General features: G+C 66.0%; 15 protein-coding genes. 10 read left to right on the top strand and 5 right to left on the bottom strand.

Going from position 1 to position 17,360, the window contains the following annotated elements; genetic code table 11:
- Positions 1 to 18 precede the first annotated feature (18 nt).
- The 3 genes from OKW30_RS10185 (at position 19) to OKW30_RS10175 (ending at position 4,284) form a co-directional block, all read left to right on the top strand.
- The gene (locus OKW30_RS10185) at positions 19 to 1,029 is read left to right on the top strand and encodes a Ku protein (protein ID WP_429346636.1); all 1,011 of its coding nucleotides are present in this window, start codon (positions 19 to 21) and stop codon (positions 1,027 to 1,029) included.
- Positions 1,030 to 1,077: 48 nt separating this feature from the next.
- Positions 1,078 to 3,894, top strand: coding sequence for a DNA ligase D (gene ligD / locus OKW30_RS10180; RefSeq protein WP_429346635.1), 2,817 nt, complete (start codon positions 1,078 to 1,080; stop codon positions 3,892 to 3,894).
- An 87-nt stretch (positions 3,895 to 3,981) separates the two neighbouring features.
- Complete coding sequence (locus tag OKW30_RS10175; protein WP_429346634.1) at positions 3,982 to 4,284, top strand: hypothetical protein; 303 nt, start codon at positions 3,982 to 3,984, stop codon at positions 4,282 to 4,284.
- A 22-nt stretch (positions 4,285 to 4,306) separates the two neighbouring features.
- On the opposite strand, the gene OKW30_RS10170 is transcribed toward OKW30_RS10175, so the two are convergent.
- A complete protein-coding gene (locus OKW30_RS10170) occupies positions 4,307 to 5,275 on the bottom strand; it encodes a LysR substrate-binding domain-containing protein (protein WP_429346633.1) in 969 nt (322 codons plus the stop codon).
- 112 nt (positions 5,276 to 5,387) lie between these two features.
- On the opposite strand from OKW30_RS10170, the gene OKW30_RS10165 reads away from it, so the two are divergent.
- Positions 5,388 to 6,404, top strand: a complete 1,017-nt coding sequence (locus OKW30_RS10165) for a zinc-binding alcohol dehydrogenase family protein (RefSeq protein WP_429346632.1) — start codon at positions 5,388 to 5,390, stop codon at positions 6,402 to 6,404.
- 233 nt (positions 6,405 to 6,637) lie between these two features.
- Complete coding sequence (locus tag OKW30_RS10160) at positions 6,638 to 7,186, top strand: DUF6013 family protein (protein ID WP_429346631.1); 549 nt, start codon at positions 6,638 to 6,640, stop codon at positions 7,184 to 7,186.
- 69 nt (positions 7,187 to 7,255) lie between these two features.
- On the opposite strand, the gene OKW30_RS10155 is transcribed toward OKW30_RS10160, so the two are convergent.
- Both OKW30_RS10155 and OKW30_RS10150 read right to left on the bottom strand, forming a co-directional pair.
- Positions 7,256 to 8,062, bottom strand: a complete 807-nt coding sequence (locus tag OKW30_RS10155) for an ABC transporter permease (protein ID WP_184063642.1) — start codon at positions 8,060 to 8,062, stop codon at positions 7,256 to 7,258.
- Positions 8,059 to 8,799, bottom strand: coding sequence for an ABC transporter ATP-binding protein (locus tag OKW30_RS10150; protein WP_429346630.1), 741 nt, complete (start codon positions 8,797 to 8,799; stop codon positions 8,059 to 8,061). The genes OKW30_RS10155 and OKW30_RS10150 overlap by 4 nt, the downstream gene beginning before the upstream one ends.
- A 170-nt stretch (positions 8,800 to 8,969) precedes the next feature.
- Here OKW30_RS10150 and OKW30_RS10145 point away from each other — a divergent pair, with 170 nt between their 5' ends.
- Complete coding sequence (locus tag OKW30_RS10145; protein WP_429346629.1) at positions 8,970 to 11,456, top strand: AsmA family protein; 2,487 nt, start codon at positions 8,970 to 8,972, stop codon at positions 11,454 to 11,456.
- 149 nt (positions 11,457 to 11,605) lie between these two features.
- Here OKW30_RS10145 and OKW30_RS10140 read toward each other — a convergent pair whose 3' ends face one another.
- Positions 11,606 to 12,097, bottom strand: a complete 492-nt coding sequence (locus tag OKW30_RS10140; RefSeq protein WP_184063633.1) for a hypothetical protein — start codon at positions 12,095 to 12,097, stop codon at positions 11,606 to 11,608.
- 68 nt (positions 12,098 to 12,165) lie between these two features.
- Here OKW30_RS10140 and OKW30_RS10135 point away from each other — a divergent pair, with 68 nt between their 5' ends.
- The 4 genes from OKW30_RS10135 (at position 12,166) to OKW30_RS10120 (ending at position 16,698) form a co-directional block, all read left to right on the top strand.
- Positions 12,166 to 12,486 carry a hypothetical protein gene (locus OKW30_RS10135; RefSeq protein WP_184063630.1) on the top strand — a complete coding sequence of 107 codons (321 nt, stop codon included), beginning with the start codon at positions 12,166 to 12,168 and terminating at the stop codon, positions 12,484 to 12,486.
- Positions 12,483 to 14,093: a sensor histidine kinase gene (locus OKW30_RS10130; RefSeq protein ID WP_429346628.1), complete on the top strand. Its 1,611-nt coding sequence runs from the start codon at positions 12,483 to 12,485 to the stop codon at positions 14,091 to 14,093. Before OKW30_RS10135 ends, OKW30_RS10130 begins: the two co-directional genes overlap by 4 nt.
- Before the next feature lie 80 nt (positions 14,094 to 14,173).
- The gene (locus tag OKW30_RS10125) at positions 14,174 to 14,665 is read left to right on the top strand and encodes a response regulator (protein ID WP_429346627.1); all 492 of its coding nucleotides are present in this window, start codon (positions 14,174 to 14,176) and stop codon (positions 14,663 to 14,665) included.
- Positions 14,666 to 14,724: 59 nt separating this feature from the next.
- Positions 14,725 to 16,698: a hybrid sensor histidine kinase/response regulator gene (locus OKW30_RS10120; RefSeq protein WP_184063621.1), complete on the top strand. Its 1,974-nt coding sequence runs from the start codon at positions 14,725 to 14,727 to the stop codon at positions 16,696 to 16,698.
- Positions 16,699 to 16,821: 123 nt separating this feature from the next.
- Here OKW30_RS10120 and mscL read toward each other — a convergent pair whose 3' ends face one another.
- The gene (gene mscL / locus OKW30_RS10115) at positions 16,822 to 17,268 is read right to left on the bottom strand and encodes a large conductance mechanosensitive channel protein MscL (RefSeq protein ID WP_429292952.1); all 447 of its coding nucleotides are present in this window, start codon (positions 17,266 to 17,268) and stop codon (positions 16,822 to 16,824) included.
- Positions 17,269 to 17,360 lie beyond the last annotated feature (92 nt).

Below are 17,360 nucleotides of genomic sequence, written 5' to 3'. Positions count from 1 at the left end.
TGGGACAGGGAGCGCGCGATGGCACACATGATCTGGAAGGGCGCAATCAGTTTCGGGCTCGTCCACGTACCGGTGCAGCTTTATCCGGCGACGCAGTCGGAGAAGGTCGGCTTCAATCTGCTCGACAAGCGCACGATCGATCCGATCGGCTACAAGCAGATCAACAAGCGGACCGGCAAGGACGTGACCCGCGACAACATCGTGCGCGGCTTCGAGTACGAGAAGGATCACTACGTCGTGCTGTCGGACGACGAAATCCGCTCGGCGAACCCCGAGGCGACGCAGACGGTCGACATCCTCGCGTTCGTCGACGCCCCCGACATCTCGTTTCTCTATCTCGATACGCCGTATTTCCTGACGCCCGACCGCAAGGGTGAAAAAGTCTATGCGCTATTGCGCGAGGCGATGACGGCGTCGGGCAAGATCGGCGTCGCGAGTGTCGTGCTGCACAACAAGCAGCATCTGGCGGCGCTGATTCCGCTCGGTCCGATGCTCGCGCTGAACACACTGCGCTGGGCCGACGAGGTGCGCAATTTCGACGAATTCAACGTGCCGCCCGAAGGCATGAAGGCCGCCGGCGTGTCGGCGAAAGAACTCGACATGGCGAAAAAGCTGATCGACGACATGAGCGAGCCGTGGGACCCGATGCAGTATCACGATACGTTTCGCGACGACATCATGGCGCTCGTCGAGCGCAAGATCCAGGCGGGCAAGACCGAGGAGGTCGTCGAGGTCGAAACGCCGCACGAGTCGCGCAAGTCCGCCGACATTCTCGACCTGTCCGATCTGCTGCGCCGCAGTCTTGGCCGCGGCAAGGGCAAGCAGGCCACCACGGGCCGCAAGCGCGCCGCCGACGAGGACGAGGATCAGAGCGATAACGAGGCCGAGTCCGATGAAGAGGCGGCCGCGCCCGCGCGCAAAAAGCCGCGCGCGGCAAGCACGGCGCGCAGTCGCAGCGGTAGCGGCGGCAGCGGGCGCGCGACGTCGAAAACCACCGCAACGTCCCGCAAACGGCGCGCGGCGGCCTGAGCGCGCGGCCGAGCCGTCTATGGCACCAAACGCACCGGAGTCATCGCCATGAACGACCGGCTCGACCACTATCATCGCAAGCGCCGCTTCGAGGATACGCCGGAGCCGGCCGGCGCGACGACCCGCAAGCGCGCCGCGAGCAAGACCGGCAAGCGCGCGACGCGTGCCGCGCCCGATACGCTCTCCTACGTGATCCAGGAGCACGACGCGCGGCGTCTGCACTACGACTTCCGGCTCGAACTGAACGGCGCGCTGCTGTCGTGGGCGGTTCCGAAGGGGCCGAGCCTCGACCCGTCGGTCAAGCGGCTCGCGGTGCACGTCGAGGATCATCCGGTCGAATACGGTACCTTCGAGGGCGAGATTCCGCCCGGCAACTACGGCGCGGGAACCGTGATCGTGTGGGATCGCGGCACGTGGGAGCCGGCGGGCGGCGCGGCCGAAGCCGCGCGGTCGTACGCGGCCGGCAAGCTCAAGTTTCATTTGCACGGCGAGAAGCTACATGGCGGCTGGACGCTCGTACGGAGCCACATGCGCGGCAGCGGCGACAAGGAGCAATGGCTGCTGATCAAGGAGCGCGACGAGGAAGCGCGCGACGAAAGCGACTACGACGTGCTGAAGAAGCTGCCGGGCAGCGTGCTGGCCGACGGAGCTTCGAAAGGCAGGAAAACGAAGCAATCGAAAGCGCAGACGAAAACCGCGCGCGACGGCAAGGCCACGAGCGCGGGCAAGCCGGCGAAATCCGCATCCTTGCGCCGCGCAGCCGATCCCAAACGCCCCGACATCGTCGCGACGCGCAGCGCGCAGTCGCTACGCGAACTCGCCGCATCGCCATCGATCGAAGGCGCGGTCAAAGCCGCCTTGCCCGCGAGCCTGAAGCCGGAGCTGGCGACGCTCGTCGACAGCGCGCCGCCAGGCGATGACTGGCTCTACGAAATCAAGTTCGACGGCTACCGCGTGCTCGCGCGCATCGACCACGCCTCGAAAGCGAAGGGCGGTGCCGTCAGCGTTTTCACGCGCAACGGCAACGATTGGACCGCAAAGTTCAGCAAGCAGATCGAGGCGCTCGCGGCACTCGATGTGCAAAGCGCGTGGCTCGACGGCGAAGCGGTCGTGCTCGATGAACGCGACGTGCCGAACTTCCAGTTGCTGCAAAACGCGTTCGATGCGCATCGCCCACAGGACATCGTGATCTATCTGTTCGATCTGCCGTTTCTGAACGGCTACGACCTGCGCGACGTGCCGCTCGAACAGCGCCGCGCGATTTTGCGGGCGCTGCTCGAAGGCGTCGACGATCGCGTGCTGCGCTTTTCGAACGACTTCGCGTTCAGCGCCGACGAGCTGCTCAAGAGCGCGTGCGACATGGCGCTCGAAGGCATCATCGGCAAGCGGCGTGACAGCAGCTATGTGTCGGGCCGCTCGCCGTCGTGGATCAAGCTGAAGTGCCGGCGCCGCCAGGAGTTCGTGATCGGCGGCTATTCGGAGCCGGGCGGCAGCCGCGCGGCGTTCGGCGCGCTGCTGCTCGGCGTCTACGACGCCGATGGCCGGCTGCAGTACGCAGGCCGCGTCGGCACCGGCTTCGACGCCGCGCTGCTGCGCTCGGTCAAACAGGCGCTCGACGCGCACGCGAGCAAGCGCATGCCGTTCGCGAGCACACCGCGCGAGCGCAGCCGCACGCCCGTGCATTGGGTCGAGCCGGTGCTCGTTGCCGAATGCAACTTCGCCGAATGGACGGGCGACGGCATCGTGCGCCAGGCGTCGTTCGTCAGCCTGCGCGACGACAAGCCGGCGCGCCAGATCGTCAGGGAAACCGCCCGACAAGGAGTCGACGTGCAACAGCAAACCGAAACCGCCAGCGCCGATACGCCGCAAACAGGCGCGCCGAAAAAGCGCGCAACCAGCAAGACCGCCAGTGCCGCCAGGCCCGCCGCCAAGGAAAGCGCGCCCGCCCGAACCACGGCAACACGCTCGCGGGCACAGAGCGAAATCGCCGGCGTGCGCATCTCGCATCCCGATCGCGTGATCGACAAGAGCAGCGGCGCAAGCAAACTCGAACTGGTGCAGTACTACGAATCAATCGCCGAATGGATGCTGCCGCATCTGCGCGAGCGGCCCGTCGCGCTGGTGCGCGCGCCCGAGGATATCGGCGGTGAGCTGTTCTTCCAGAAGCACAGCCAGAAGCTGTCGATTCCGCACGTCACGCAGCACGAGGGACTCGATCCGGGCCATCCTCCGCTGATCACGATCGACACGCTTGCCGCGCTGGTCGGCGCCGCGCAGATGGGCACCGTCGAGTTTCATACGTGGAATGCGGTCGCGTCGAATATCGAAAAGCCCGATCGCATGGTGTTCGATCTCGACCCGGACCCATCGCTCGGCTGGGAACGCATGGTCGAGGCCGCGCAACTGACCCGCTCGCTGCTCGACGAACTGGGCCTGAAGTCGTTCTGCAAGACGAGCGGCGGCAAGGGCTTGCACGTGGTCGTGCCGCTCGCGAAGCAGGCCGGCTGGGACGAAGTGAAGGATTTCTCGCAGGCGGTCGCGCAGCACATGGCGACGACGCTGCCGCAGTACTTCAGCGCCAAGATGGGCGCGCAGAATCGCAAGAAAAAGATTTTCATCGACTATCTGCGCAACAACCGTGGCTCGAGCACGGTAGCCGCATTCTCGGCGCGTGCGCGGCCGGGGCTCGGGGTGTCGGTGCCGCTCGCGTGGGACGAACTGGAGAGCACGACGAGCGGCGATCAATGGGGCATCCGCAATGTCCACGAGCGTGTGGACGGCCTCAGAAACGACCCGTGGGCCGACTACGCAAAGACGCGTCAGCGCATCACCGCGGCGATGAAAAAACGTCTGGGCGTCGCGTGATGAGCGCTCGTCCGGGGGGCTGAATCCAACCCGCGAATGCGCCGTGCGTACTTGGCGCGCGAACGCGCTTCGCGAAGGAGCAATGCAATGAAGACCCAGCCGCAATCGACCGATGGCGACCCGCAAGCCGACCCGCACGCGAACAAGGATCCGAAGTCGCTGCAGGAAGCCGCGGCGCCGCTGCCGCATGAAGCCGACCAGCATCCCGAGTCGCAGCACGAGGACGAGCCGCGCCATGTCGGCAAGCAGGCGCATGACGACATCGAGCATGGGCAGCAGGATACCGACCGCCGCGGCGGCGGCGAGTATCAGCAACGCACGCAGAACGACGCGCATGCCGATGTGAACTCGGATCGCAAGCAGGGCGGCGCAAAGGTCGGCAAGCGCTGACGTGGCGTAGCGGGCATCGCGTCTACGCGCCCGCCAGACCAACCGGCTCGCGATCCCAGTACGGCGGATCGCCGAAATGCGCGGCGACGAAGTCGATGAAGGCGAGCGTCTTCGGCGGCAGGAACGCGCGGCTTGGATACACGGCCCAGATCGCGACGTCGTCCGCGAGAGGATAGCTGTCGAGCACGCTGACGAGTTTGCCGCTGCGCAGATAGGGCGCCACGTCCCATGTCGATTTCAGCGCGATGCCGAAGCCCGCGAGCAGCGCGTCGCGAATCACCTCGCCGTTGTCGGTGACGAGGCGGCCGCTCACGCGCACGTCGAGGGGACCGGCGGGCGTCACGAAGCGCCAGTCGCGCTGCGCCGACAGGATGATGCACTCGTGCCGCGCGAGATCCGACGGATGATGCGGCGTGCCGCGCGCGGCCAGATAGGCGGGGGCCGCGCACAGCACGCGGCGGTTGACCGCGAGCCGCCGCGCGACCAGCGACGAATCCTTCAGCACGCCGACGCGAATCGCGACATCGATTCCCGCGTCGACCAGATCGACCACCTGATCGGTCAGGCGCAGATCGACGCTGACCCCCGGATAGCGGCGCAGAAACTCGCTGATCACCGGCGACACATGCTGACGCCCGAACGACGACGGCATCGACACGCGCAGCCGTCCCTGCGGCTCGGCCTGCGCGCGGCCGACCGATGCGCGCGCGGCGGCAGCCGCGTCGAGCAGCGCCGCGGCGCGCGTCATGAACACTTCACCGTCCTGGGTGAGGCTGATGCGGCGCGTGGTCCGATGCAACAAACGCGCGCCGAGGATCTTTTCGAGTTGTGCGATCCGCGCGCTCGCGACCGCCGCCGACAAACCGAACTCGCGCCCGGCCGCCGACACGTTGGCGAGCAGCGCGGCACGCACGAACAACGCGACGTCGAGCAGATCGAGCCGTTCGCGTGCGCTGGGCACGGACCGGCCGGCCGGGCTTGAATCGTCCATTATTCTGAAAAACCAAAAAATGATTCAGTGATTATGGCTGTTTTATCAGAATAAGAACCATCCTACGATACGAGTCATGCGTGCACATCAACCGAACCCACAAGGAGCAGCCATGAAAGCCGTCGGACTCTACCGTTATCTGCCCATCGATCACGCCGAAGCGCTCGTCGACGTCGAGATCCCGAAACCCGAAGCGACCGGCCGCGATCTGCTGGTCAAGGTCGAAGCCATTTCCGTGAACCCGGTCGACACCAAGGTGCGCGCGCCGAAAGACACGCTCGAGAAGACGCCGCGCGTGCTCGGCTGGGATGCGGCAGGCACCGTCGTCGCGGCCGGGCCCGAGGTCACGCTGTTCAAGGTCGGCGATTCGGTGTTCTATGCGGGCAGCATTACCCGGCCGGGGGCCAACAGCGAGTTTCATCTGGTGGACGAACGGATCGCCGGGCACAAGCCGGCGTCGCTCGATTTCACGCACGCGGCCGCGCTGCCACTGACCGCGATCACTGCGTGGGAAGCATTGTTCGATCGCCTCGGCGTATCGCCGCAGGGCGCCGACGCAGGCCGTACGGTGCTGATTTTCGGCGGCGCGGGCGGGGTCGGCTCGATCGGCATCCAGCTCGCGAAGCAGCTCGGCAAGCTGCAGGTGATCGCGACCGCGTCGCGGCCCGAATCGGCGAAATGGGCACGGGAGCTCGGCGCGGATCACGTCGTCGATCACTTCGGCGATGTGCCCGCGCAGATGAAGGAGATCGGCATCGAGCAGGTCGACTACGTGCTGATCTTCAACGACACCGACCGTAATTTCCCGGCCGCCGCGCAACTGATCAAGCCGCAAGGCGGCGTCTGCACGATCGTCGAGAACAGCGCCGCCGTGCCCGTCGAATTGCTGAAGGCGAAGAGCGCCGCGTTTCACTGGGAGTTCATGTTCACCCGCTCGATGTTCGGCACGACCGACATGATCGAGCAGCACAAGCTGCTGACCGAGGTCGCGCGGCTCGTCGATGCCGGCACGTTGCGCACGACGCTCGGCCAGGGCCTCGGCCGCATCAACGCGGAGAATCTGCGTCGCGCGCATGGGTTGCTCGAAGCAGGACGCGCGATCGGCAAGCTGGTGCTGACCGGCTTCTGAGATGAAATCGACGCGCAGAAAGCGCGTCGCCGCAAGCGGGTTAACACCCGGGCCGACACGACACGCGCGGCAGCGCGCTTGGCGTTAGACTGACGACGCAGCATGCCAAAACGGTTGCGTGTCTTGCGGCGAGGCCAGCCGGTATGAACCGGTCGGCCCTCGGCAGTGCGCGAACAGTGCACAGGCAGTCGCGTCGACGCGAGCGCGCAGCGGCACAACAAGGAGGTGACAGTATGAGCTTCAGCTTCAAACTCTCCGCCGTTTCCGTTGTCGCTTCTCTCGCCTGCGCGCTCGTGCCGGCTGCTCGCGCAGCCACGCCGATCACGGTGACCAACAAGGCCCCGCTCGACGGTCCGATCCGCTACACCGTTCGCGTCACGTCGAAACAGTTCGGCAATTCCCAGGAGACCCGCACGATCCGCTCGGGCGAATCGGACGACTTCACGTGGAAGACCGTGCCGCCCGGCGGTCCGGTGGCCGCGACGGACGCATGCCCGGACTATGCGTCGCTGCCGGTCGACGAGAATGGCGCGATGATCCGCCAGACGCAGATCCGCTTCGCGCCGGTGGTGTCGAGCGACGGCACCGCGGCCGTCCAGCTGAGCTTCCAGGCGCAGACGCCGCATGGCGTGAAAACCGTGACGAGCGGCGGCAAGACGCTCAAGTGTCCGAACGATATGCGCGTGAGTCAGATCGTGCGTTTCACGATGCCGGTCAACGGCACGACGAAAACGCTGACGCTGACCGACGGCACGCAGATCGCCGTCACCGCGAAGCGTTGAAGGTTCGAGCGTGCGGCGTGATGGCCGCGTGCGCGACCGTAGCACGCGCTAGCGCGTCATCCTTGTGCGTCATCCTTTGCGTGCCTCACGCTCGCCGAGCCGCGCCGGCAAGAACTGATGCTCGGCCGAAAAGAGCCGCCGGTACGTGAGCAGCACCGCGCCCACGGTCCCCAGCGCCGCTGCCGCGGCGATCAGAAACATGATGACGATCTGATAGCGCACCGCCTGCAATGGCGACTGCCCGGCCAGCACCTGACCGGTCATCATGCCCGGCAAACTGACGACGCCGACCACCGCCATCTGGTTCAACGTCGGCATCATGCCCGCGCGCACCGCCTGGCGCGCCGGCGCCTGGGCGGCCTCCCAGCGTGTCGCGCCGAGCGCGAGCGCCATGTCGACGCGGTCGCGCCGCGCGGTCAGCTCCTCGGTCATCCGCTCGATGCCGAGCGATACACCGGTCAGCGTGTTGCCGAGGATCATGCCGAGAATCGGAATCGCATATTGCGGCGCGTACCACGGATGGATGCGGATCACGACGAACAGTCCCACCGCGGCCACGAGCCACGAGCTGACCCAGATCGACAGCACGCTGTCGGCGCGTTGTCCGGCATAGGTGTGGCTGCCGCGCTGCGCGCCGGCGAAACCGGCGATCAGCGTCATCACGATCATCAGCGGCAGCACCACGTACCAGCGAGCGAAACTGAACACCCAGCCGAGCACATAGCCGATCGCGAGCAACTGGACCACGGTGCGCACCGCCGCCCATGCGAGCTTGCGCTCGAGATCGAGCTTCAGCGCGACCGACACCGCGCCATTCACGACGATCAGCAGCGTCGCGATCGCGACGTCCCATAAGCTCAGATTCTGCAGGCTCATTGGCGGGGCTCCCGACGCTGGTCCGCGGGAGCGCGTTGGTCCGCATCGCGCCGCACGGAAGTGTGTTCGGCCAGTACGCCGGCGCGCATCGTCAGATGCCGTTCGCTCATGCGTGCCGCCTGCTCGACATCGTGCGACACCCACATCGATGCGTGAGCGCCCGGCGCGGCATCGAACCACGCCTGCACGAGCGCTTCGATCGCGCGCGACGACGCCGGGTCGAGCGATGCGGTCGGCTCGTCGAGCAACAGCACTTCGGGCGCGAGTTGCAGCACGCGGATCAGTGCGGCGATCTGCGCTTCGCCACCCGATAATTCGCTTGCGCGCTTGCCGAGAAAGTCCTCGCCGCGGCCGGCCTGCATCGCAAGACTGGCCGCGCGCGTGCGATCGAAGCGCGCGTCGCGATATGCCCGCAGCTCAAACGGATAGCGCAGATTGTCTTCGACGCTGCCGTCGATCAGCGCGGGCCGCTGCCGGATATATGCGATTGCGCGCCGGTAGCGCGGAATCCGCGCACGCTCGAGCGGCGCGCCATGCCACAGGATGCGCCCCGCATCGACCGGATCGAGCAGCGCGAGCGCGCGCAGAAACACGCTCTTGCCGGAGCCGGACGGTCCGGTAATCGCGACGCGCTCGCCGGCGCGCAGGGCGAAGGTGGTCGGCTGCAACAGCGTCTGGCCGCGTTGCGCATCGCGCCGCACGATGCCGTCGGCGAGGACGAAGGGAACATCGGTCATGGTTGGAACGTCGTGGGGAGGGTGCGCCGGTGGGGCTGTCGGCAAAGCGTGCGCCATGATAAAACGACGAGGCGCAACAGCGCACGACCGACGCGGCGATTCATGCTCGCGCGCCAGGTACGATAACTGCTGCACGGTGCACAACGTAGAACAATACGCGGAGCTTTTCAATGGCAGGGTCGAGCGGCACCGGACGACGGGTCGGAAAAATCTTTGCATGGCTGCTGGCGGCGCTCGTGATCCTGATCGTCGCGCTCGTCATCTTCATCCTGAGCTTCGACTGGAACCGCGCGCGGCCTTACATCGACGACAAGGTCAGCCAGGCGATCGGCCGGCCGTTTGCGATCAACGGCGACCTGAAGGTGGGCTGGCGTCATGCGGTCGGCGAGACCGGCTGGCGCGGCTGGGTGCCCTGGCCGCGCTTTTCGGCGGCCAACATCACGATCGGCAATCCCGACTGGACCAAACAGCCGCAGTTCGCGATGCTCGACGAAATCGACTTCGAGGTCGAGGTGCTGCCGCTGCTCGCGCACGACATCGTGATTCCGGCGATCAACCTCGTGAATCCGTCGGTCGATCTGGAACGTCTTGTCGACGGGCGCAATAACTGGACCTTCAAGCTGCCGTCGTCGAGCGGACCCACCGAGTGGAAGCTCGATCTGCACGATATCGCGTTCGCGAAGGGCAACATCGCGCTGTCGGATCAGCAGAAGAAGGTCGAGGTGCAGATGGTCGTCGATACGCTCGGGCAGCCGATCCCGATCGGCGACGCGCTGAAGCAGCAGGAAGCGGCCTCGCGCAGCGCGTCGGCTCAGGCCGTCGGCCGGGCGGGCGCGCGCCAACTCGCCGCGCAGGCCGAGGCACAGGCGGCCTCGGAGGCGAAGGCGGCTTCCGCAGCGGCGGCTTATGAAGCGGCCACGCCCGACGTTGCGGGCGCATCGGGCGCGTCCGCAACGTCGGGCGTGGCCGCGGTTTCCGGCGCGCTCGCGACGAGCGGCGCCGCCGCCCCAGCCGAAACCACCAGTGGGAGCGCCAGCCCGGCCGCGGCTGTCTCGGGGGCGAGCGGCACCGCACCTGGCGCCAGGCGCGCGACGCCGCTTTATGCGATCGGCTGGACCGTCAAGGGCACCTACAACCGCACGCCGGTGTCGGGCAGCGGCAAGCTCGGCGGCGTGCTCGCGCTGCAAGACGCGAACCGGCCGTTCCCGGTGCAGGCCGATGTCAAGGCCGGCGATCTGCATATCGCCTTCGTCGGCACGCTCACCGATCCGGCGCATCTCGGGGCGCTCGATCTGCGTCTCTGGCTGCAGGGCAACAGCATGGCGCGCCTGTATTCGCTGACCGGCGTGACCTTGCCCGAGACCCCGCCCTACGCGACCGAAGGCCATTTGATCGGTCAGTTCAAATCGAGCGGCAACGTGTTCACGTATGAAGACTTCACAGGCCGGGTCGGCGGCAGCGACTTGAACGGTTCGTTGACCTATACCGCGCGCGAGCCACGTCCGCTGCTGCGGGGCGAACTCGAGTCGCATCTGTTGCAGTTCTCGGATCTCGCGCCGGTGATTGGCGCCGATTCGAACGCGAGCAAGGCGAGGCGAGGCGACGCGGCCGCGCAGCCGGGCAACCGCGCACTGCCGGTCGAGGAGTTCCGCACCGAGCGCTGGAAGGCGATCGACGCCGACGTCAAGTTCACCGGCCGGCGCATCATCAAGAACGCGAACCTGCCGATCACCGATCTGTACACGCACGTCGTGATGACCGACGGCGTGCTGTCGCTCGTGCCGCTGAAGTTCGGCGTCGCGGGCGGCTCGCTCGCGTCGGACATTCATCTCGATGGCAGCGCGGCGCCGCTGAAGGGCCGCTTCGCGATGTCGGCGCGGCACGTCAAGTTGAAGCAATTGTTCCCGAGCTTCAAGACGATGCAGAACGCGCTCGGCGAGATCAACGGCGATGCGTCGCTGTCCGCGACCGGTAATTCGCCGGCGGCGCTCGCGGCGACTTCGAACGGCGAGTTGAAGGCGCTCGTGACCGACGGCACCGTGAGTCGTCTGCTGATGGAGGCGGCCGGGCTCAACGTCGCGAACGTCGTCTATGAAAAGCTGTTCGGCACTAGCAACGTGAAGATCAATTGCGCGGCCGCCGATTTCGTCGCGACCGACGGCGTGCTCGAAGCGCGCGTGTTCGCGCTCGACACCGGCGACGCGGTGATCAACATCGACGGTCACGTGAATCTGCGCGACGAGACGATGGACCTGGGCGTGCATCCGCATACGAAGGGCTTCCGGGTCTTTTCGCTGCGCTCGCCGCTGTACGTGAAGGGCACCTTCAAGGATCCGCACGTCGGCGTCAATGCGGCCGCGCTCGCGTTGCGCGGCGGCGCGGCGGTCGGGCTCGGGCTGATCAATCCGTTCGCGGCGCTGATCCCGCTGCTTGCGCCGAGCAACAACAAGCCGCTGCCGTGCGCGCAATTGCTCGCGCAAGTGCGGCAGATGCCGAAGGCGCCGCCGCCGGGCGTCAAGCAGCAGCCGAAGGCGCCGATATCGCTCGAGGGCGCGCCCGTCAACAAGTCTTCGGGCGGCGCGTCGTCGCCAGCCGCGGTGGATCGTAAGCCAGCGACGTCGTCGCCGGCGAGCGCGGCCGAATACAAGGGCAGCTGAGGCGCGGCGAGCGCGTCGATGATGCGATCGCCGAATCAACGGCATGATGCCGCGTGAGGAGCTGCGCGCGGTTGCCGTCGAGCCAGGGTTTCGATGAAGCGAAGAGAACGACCTGTCAGCAGCCCTGAACTTCAGGGTGCCCGATTGGCCTATCTGAGCGAACGTGGTGTTGCATCGCCCGACGCATCCTGGCGACGCACGCCGCGCCGGGTACCGATTCGTGTCGCGCCGAACTCCATCAGAATCTTGCCGCGCGCACGGCTCGCGAACACGAGGAAGCCGAAGCCGTCGGCCTCGTACCAGTAGCCGCCGTTCTCGAGACCATCGAGCGGCTGCTCCAGCGCGTTGGTAATGGATTCGAGGCAGCGCCGCCGCAATTCGGCTGGTGCGGGGTAGGGCGGCTGTGCGCCGCGCACACTGCATAGAAGCACGTCGAGTCCGGGCAGCACGTGTGCATAGAGCACCGGTTCGTCCTGCGCGCGAGCCCGCGCAATCTTGGTGTCGAGTTGACCGAACGGCTTGAAATGCCGCAGAACCGCGAGGAACGACTCGTCGCCGTCCACCTTCGCGCGTCTACGCTTTTTCGGGAAGGACATAAAAATTCGCCTGAAAAAGAATTGCAAGAATCGCTGCGTCCTCATGCGACCACTCCCGGCTTTCGCGCGCCGCACGTCGATGTTTTATAGCATACGACAAGGCCGGATTCACGATGATTCGACGCTACCGCATCGCCCCACCGCCTCCCGCACGAATCATGCCGAACCGCCTCGCCGCGCGCATTCGCATCCCAGCACACCTTGTCTCCATCATAGACGCAGGCGGCGCGGAAAAAACATCCCATCCCAATAAAAAAGTCATCTTTGTGTGGTCGAGCGCTTGCTGGCGCGTCGTTGAAATATCTCTGATTCACGTCGATAATGGCCCGTCCAGCCGCGCGGCGCCCGCCTTGCAGGGCGCGACGGGTGCGCGCGAGCCCCGCCGTTCGAGTGACAGCCTGAACCACAGCCTGAACGCCCTGACGGAACCATGAAACTATTTACCAAAGGTCTGCTGCTGATCGCGATACCGAGCGTGGTCGAACTCGCGCTGCTCGGGGTCGTCTTCGATACCCAGGAGCGGACCGCGCAGGCCGCGCGATGGGTCGACAACAGCAAGCAGATCCTCTACGAGTCGTCGGCCATCGTCGATCCGCTGCTGCGTCAGGCCGCGCGCGTGCGCACGGCGATGGTGACGGGCAGCGCCTCGCTGATCGACCGCCATGCGGTGTGGGTCGACCTGAATGACCGGCTCGCGAAGCTCGATGCGCTCGTCGCCGAAACGCCGGCCCAGGCCGAGCGCGTGCGCAGCATGCGGCGCGCGATCGACGCGTATCGCGAACAGAGTGTCGCGATCTCGCAGGCGTTGCACGAGGGGCGCAGTCTACGCCCCTATATCGCGCTCGAAACCGGCGAGTTGCCGGAGCAGATCGCCGTGTTCCGCGACGAGTTGGCCCAGTTCGGCGCGGCGGCGTCGGCGCTCGACGTCGAGCGCTCGAGCGCGCTCCGCGAGCGGCGCGAGCTTCAGCAGCGCGTGCTGATCGCCGCGGTGTTCGGCTCGATGTTGATCTGGGCGGTCACCGCCTTCGTGTTCGCGCGCGGCATCGGCCAACGCCTCGAAGTGCTGACCGATAACGCCGAGCGGCTCGGCAGCGGCCGGCCGCTCGCGGCGCCGTTGTCGGGCAGCGACGAAATCGCCGCGCTCGACACGGTGCTACATCAGACCGATGCGCGTCTGCGCGAGGCGGAAGCCGGGCAGGAGGCGCTGAAGACGGAGCTCGAAGCACGGGCGCGCGAACTGGCGGCCGTCAATGAGGAATTGCGCCAGGAAACGCAGGACAACGAGATGTTCATCTACAGCGTGTCGCACGATCTGCGCTCGCCGCTCGTCAATCTGCAGGGGTTTTCGAAAGAACTGCACGTGTCGTGCGACGAACTCGACGTGCTCGTCGGACAGGCTCGTCTGCCGGAGAACGAAGCACGGCGCATGACGCAGATCCTCGATGGCGACGTGCGCGAATCGTTGCACTATTTGCGCACCGCGGTCGCGCGCGCGGCGGCGATCATCGAGGCGCTGTTGCGCATCTCGCGCGCGGGACGGCTCGAATATCAGTGGCAGCGGGTCAGCGTCGAGCGCGCGGTGGCGCGAGTCGTCGATGGGCTGCAAGGCACGATCGGCCAGCGCGCCGCGAGCGTCACGGTGCGCGAGCTGCCGCCCGCATGGGGCGATCCGGCGGCGGTCGAGCAGATCTTCGGCAACCTGATCGGCAATGCGCTGACTTTCCTCGATCCGGCGCGCCGCGGGCGCATCGAGGTCGGCGCGCTCGCGCCCGAACCCGTCGACGAAAGCGAGCCGCGCGCGGTCCGTATGCGCACCTATTACGTCCGCGATAATGGGCTCGGCATTCCGGCCGTGTATCTGTCGAAGGTGTTTCGCGCGTTCCAGCGTCTGCACGGGGACGTTGCAAGCGGCGAGGGGATCGGCCTCGCGGTGGTGCGGCGCGCGGTCGAGCGGCACGGCGGGCGCGTCTGGGTCGAATCGGCCGAAGGCGCCGGATCGACCTTTTTCGTGGTGCTGCCCGAGCAGCCGGCGCGCCTCTGAGCGCGGCGCACGCCGGCGCGGGCACTGCCGCTGCCATTCTCCCGGCGGCATGGATGACGAATCGTTGGCACGGAGAGCCTATGAATCACGCGCAAGCGGTCAGCATCGTTCTGATCGAAGACGACGACGGCCACGCGACGCTCGTCGAGCGGAATCTGCGCCGCGCCGGCATTTCGAACGGTTTCGTGCGCTTTCGCGACGGCCAGCAGGCGCTCGATTATTTCTTCGACCCCGCGGCCGTTGAGCCGTTGACCGACGCCGACGGCTGTCCCTATCCGCCGCGCGAGAATCTGGCGAATTTCGTCGTGCTGCTCGATCTGAAGATGCCGCGCGTCGACGGCTTCGAGGTGTTGCGGCGTCTGAAGGAAGCCCCCGAGACCGCCGCCGTGCCCGTGATCGTGCTGACCACGACCGACGATCCGCGCGAAATCGCGCGCTGCTACGAACTCGGTTGCAACGTCTATCTCTGCAAGCCGGTCGAATACGATGCGTTCATCGAGGCCGTGCGTCGGCTCGGCTTTTTCCTGCAAGTGGTCAAACTGCCGCCGGGGCAGCGGCTCGCGCCGCCCTGAAGCTGTCCGAAAGCCGTTCATGACAAGATGAGCACCGTATCGAGCCGGAGAGCACCTGCATGATCGAAGAAGTGTCCACGCCGCACGCCGCCTATGTGCTCGTCGTCGATGACGACGAGGGCATCTTGCGGCTCGCGCGCAAGTCGCTCGAACGCGCCGGCTGCCGGGTGACGATCTGCGCCGGCGTCGAGGCGGCCCGCGAGCGGCTCGCGAGCCGCGCCCCCGATCTGCTCGTGCTCGATTATCAGCTGAGCGGACCGGAGACCGGGCTCGATTTCTTCCGGCGTCTGCGCGCGGAGGGCGTGCGCATTCCGGCGATCCTCGTGACCGGCTTCACCGACGAGTCGCGCGTGATCGAAGCGCTGCGCGCGGGCGTGTCCGACGTGGTGCCGAAGTCCGGCGACTATCTCGACTATCTGCCAGAGGCCGTGGAGCGCGTGTTGTCGCAGGTGCGGCTGCAACGCGCGTCCGACGAAGCGCTACTGCTGCGCGATCGCGAGCTGCATTACCGCACGCTGTCGGAGACGTTGCCGCATCTCGTGCTGACCTGCGACGCGGCCGGCGATTGCGACTTCCTGTCGAAGCAGTGGTACGACTACACCGGCTTGCCCGAACATGGCTCGCAGGGTCTAGCGTGGCTCGACGCCGTGCATCCCGACGATCGCGAGCAGATCCGGCAAAGCTGGCTGAAGGCCGTCGCGAGCCGCAGCGGCGACTATCGGCACGAGCTGCGGATTCGCCGCCACGACGGCGAGTACCGCTGGTTCGACGTGCGCGTGGTCGCGATGCGCGATGCCGATGGCAACGTCAGCAAATGGTTCGGTAGCTGCACCGACATCCACTCGCAGCGCGAGGCGATCGAGGAGCGCGAGCGACTGCTCGAGTCCGAGCAGGCCGCGCGCCAGGCGGCCGAACAAGCGAATCGCGCGAAGGACCGTTTTCTCGCGATGCTGTCGCACGAATTGCGCACACCGCTCACGCCGGTGCTCGCGGGCGCGAGCGTGCTCGAGATGATCCCGGAACTGCCGGAGCAGGCGCGTGCGAGCGTGCGCATGATCCGCCGCAACGTCGAACTGGAGGCGCGGCTGATCGACGATCTGCTCGATCTGACGCGCGTCGCGAACGGCAAGCTGCGGCTGTCGCTGGAGACCGTCGACGTACACGAGGTGATCGACAGCGTGCTCGAACTCTTTCGCAGCGAAATCCAGGTCAAGCAGCAGGACGTGCATGTCGAGAAGCACGCGACGCATCACTACGTGCTCGCCGATCGCGCGCGGCTGCAACAGATGCTGTGGAACCTGATTCGCAATGCCGCGAAGTTCACGCCGGACGGCGGCCATATCTATGTGCGCACACGCGACGAACGCATGCAGGTGCAGATCTCGGTCGAAGACACCGGCATCGGCATCGAGCCGGAGCAGATCGGCAAGCTGTTCAATGCGTTCGAGCAGGGCGACCAAAGCATGACGCGGCAGTTCGGCGGCCTGGGTCTCGGTCTCGCGATCACGAAGGCTTTGACGGACGTGCACGGCGGCACTGTGACCGCGCAGAGTCCCGGTCCACATTGCGGCGCGACCTTCACGATCACGCTGCCGACCGCCGCCGCGCCGGCCCCCGCGCCGCCGGTCATCGTGCCGAGCAACGTGCAGCCGGCGAGTTCGCTGTCCGTGCTGCTGATCGAGGACCATGCCGACACCGCCGACGTGATGGCCCAATTGATGCGCGGCCTGGGTCATCAGGTGATGGTGGTCGGGCGCGTCGACGATGCGCTTGCCGCGACGCAGTTGCACAGGTTCGATCTGGTTGTCAGCGATGTCGGATTGCCCGATGGCACCGGTCTCGATTTCGTCAAGGCGTTTCGCGAACATTCCGACGTGCCAGCCGTCGCGCTGACCGGCTTCGGCACCGACGAGGACGTGCGCCGCTGTTTGAGCGCGGGCTTTACATCGCATCTGACGAAGCCGGTCAATTTCGGCCAGCTCGAAGCGATGATCGAAAACGCCGCGCAATTGAAGCGGCGAAAGGATGAGTAAGGTTCGATAAAGCGCAGCGCGCTGAAGGCAGCGTGAAAACACAAAGGCCTATTGCGACGCCGATCGCAACAGGCCTTTTGATTTCACTGGTTCAGGCCGTCCAACCCGAGCTTGATTCGACGATTAACGCTGCTGGTTCGTCAGCGAATCGCGGATCTCGCGCAGCAGCAGCACGTCTTCCGGCGGCGGCGGCGGCTCCGCCGGCGCGGCTTGCGGCTCCTTGCGCAGTTTGTTGATGAACTTGACCATCAGAAAGATGATGAACGCGAGAATGATGAAGTTGATCGTCGCGGTAATGAACGAACCGTAACCGAACACCGCCACGCCACCCGTCTGCAGGTCTTTATATGATTCGGGGTTGCCTTTGTAAGTGGCCGGAATATGGCCCAGGCGAACGAACAGATTGGAGAAATCGAGGCCGCCGGTAGCGACCCCGACAACCGGCATGATCAGGTCTTTAACCACGGAATTGACAATGGTGGAAAACGCGCCGCCGATAATCACACCGACCGCCAGATCCATCACGTTGCCTTTGAGGGCAAATTCTTTAAATTCCTGGATCATGCTCATACATACACCTCCCTGATGTGAATAGCCGAATCATACCAACCCGAAGCGGATAGGCTAGTGCTTTAGCCGCAAGGCAACAAGCGCATTTGCTG

This window comes from Paraburkholderia sp. Clong3 (assembly GCF_050436485.1).
In the GTDB taxonomy this organism is placed as follows: domain Bacteria; phylum Pseudomonadota; class Gammaproteobacteria; order Burkholderiales; family Burkholderiaceae; genus Paraburkholderia; species Paraburkholderia tuberum.
Note: the sequence above shows the minus strand (reverse complement) of the source record. Positions and strands in the feature narration are given on the sequence as shown.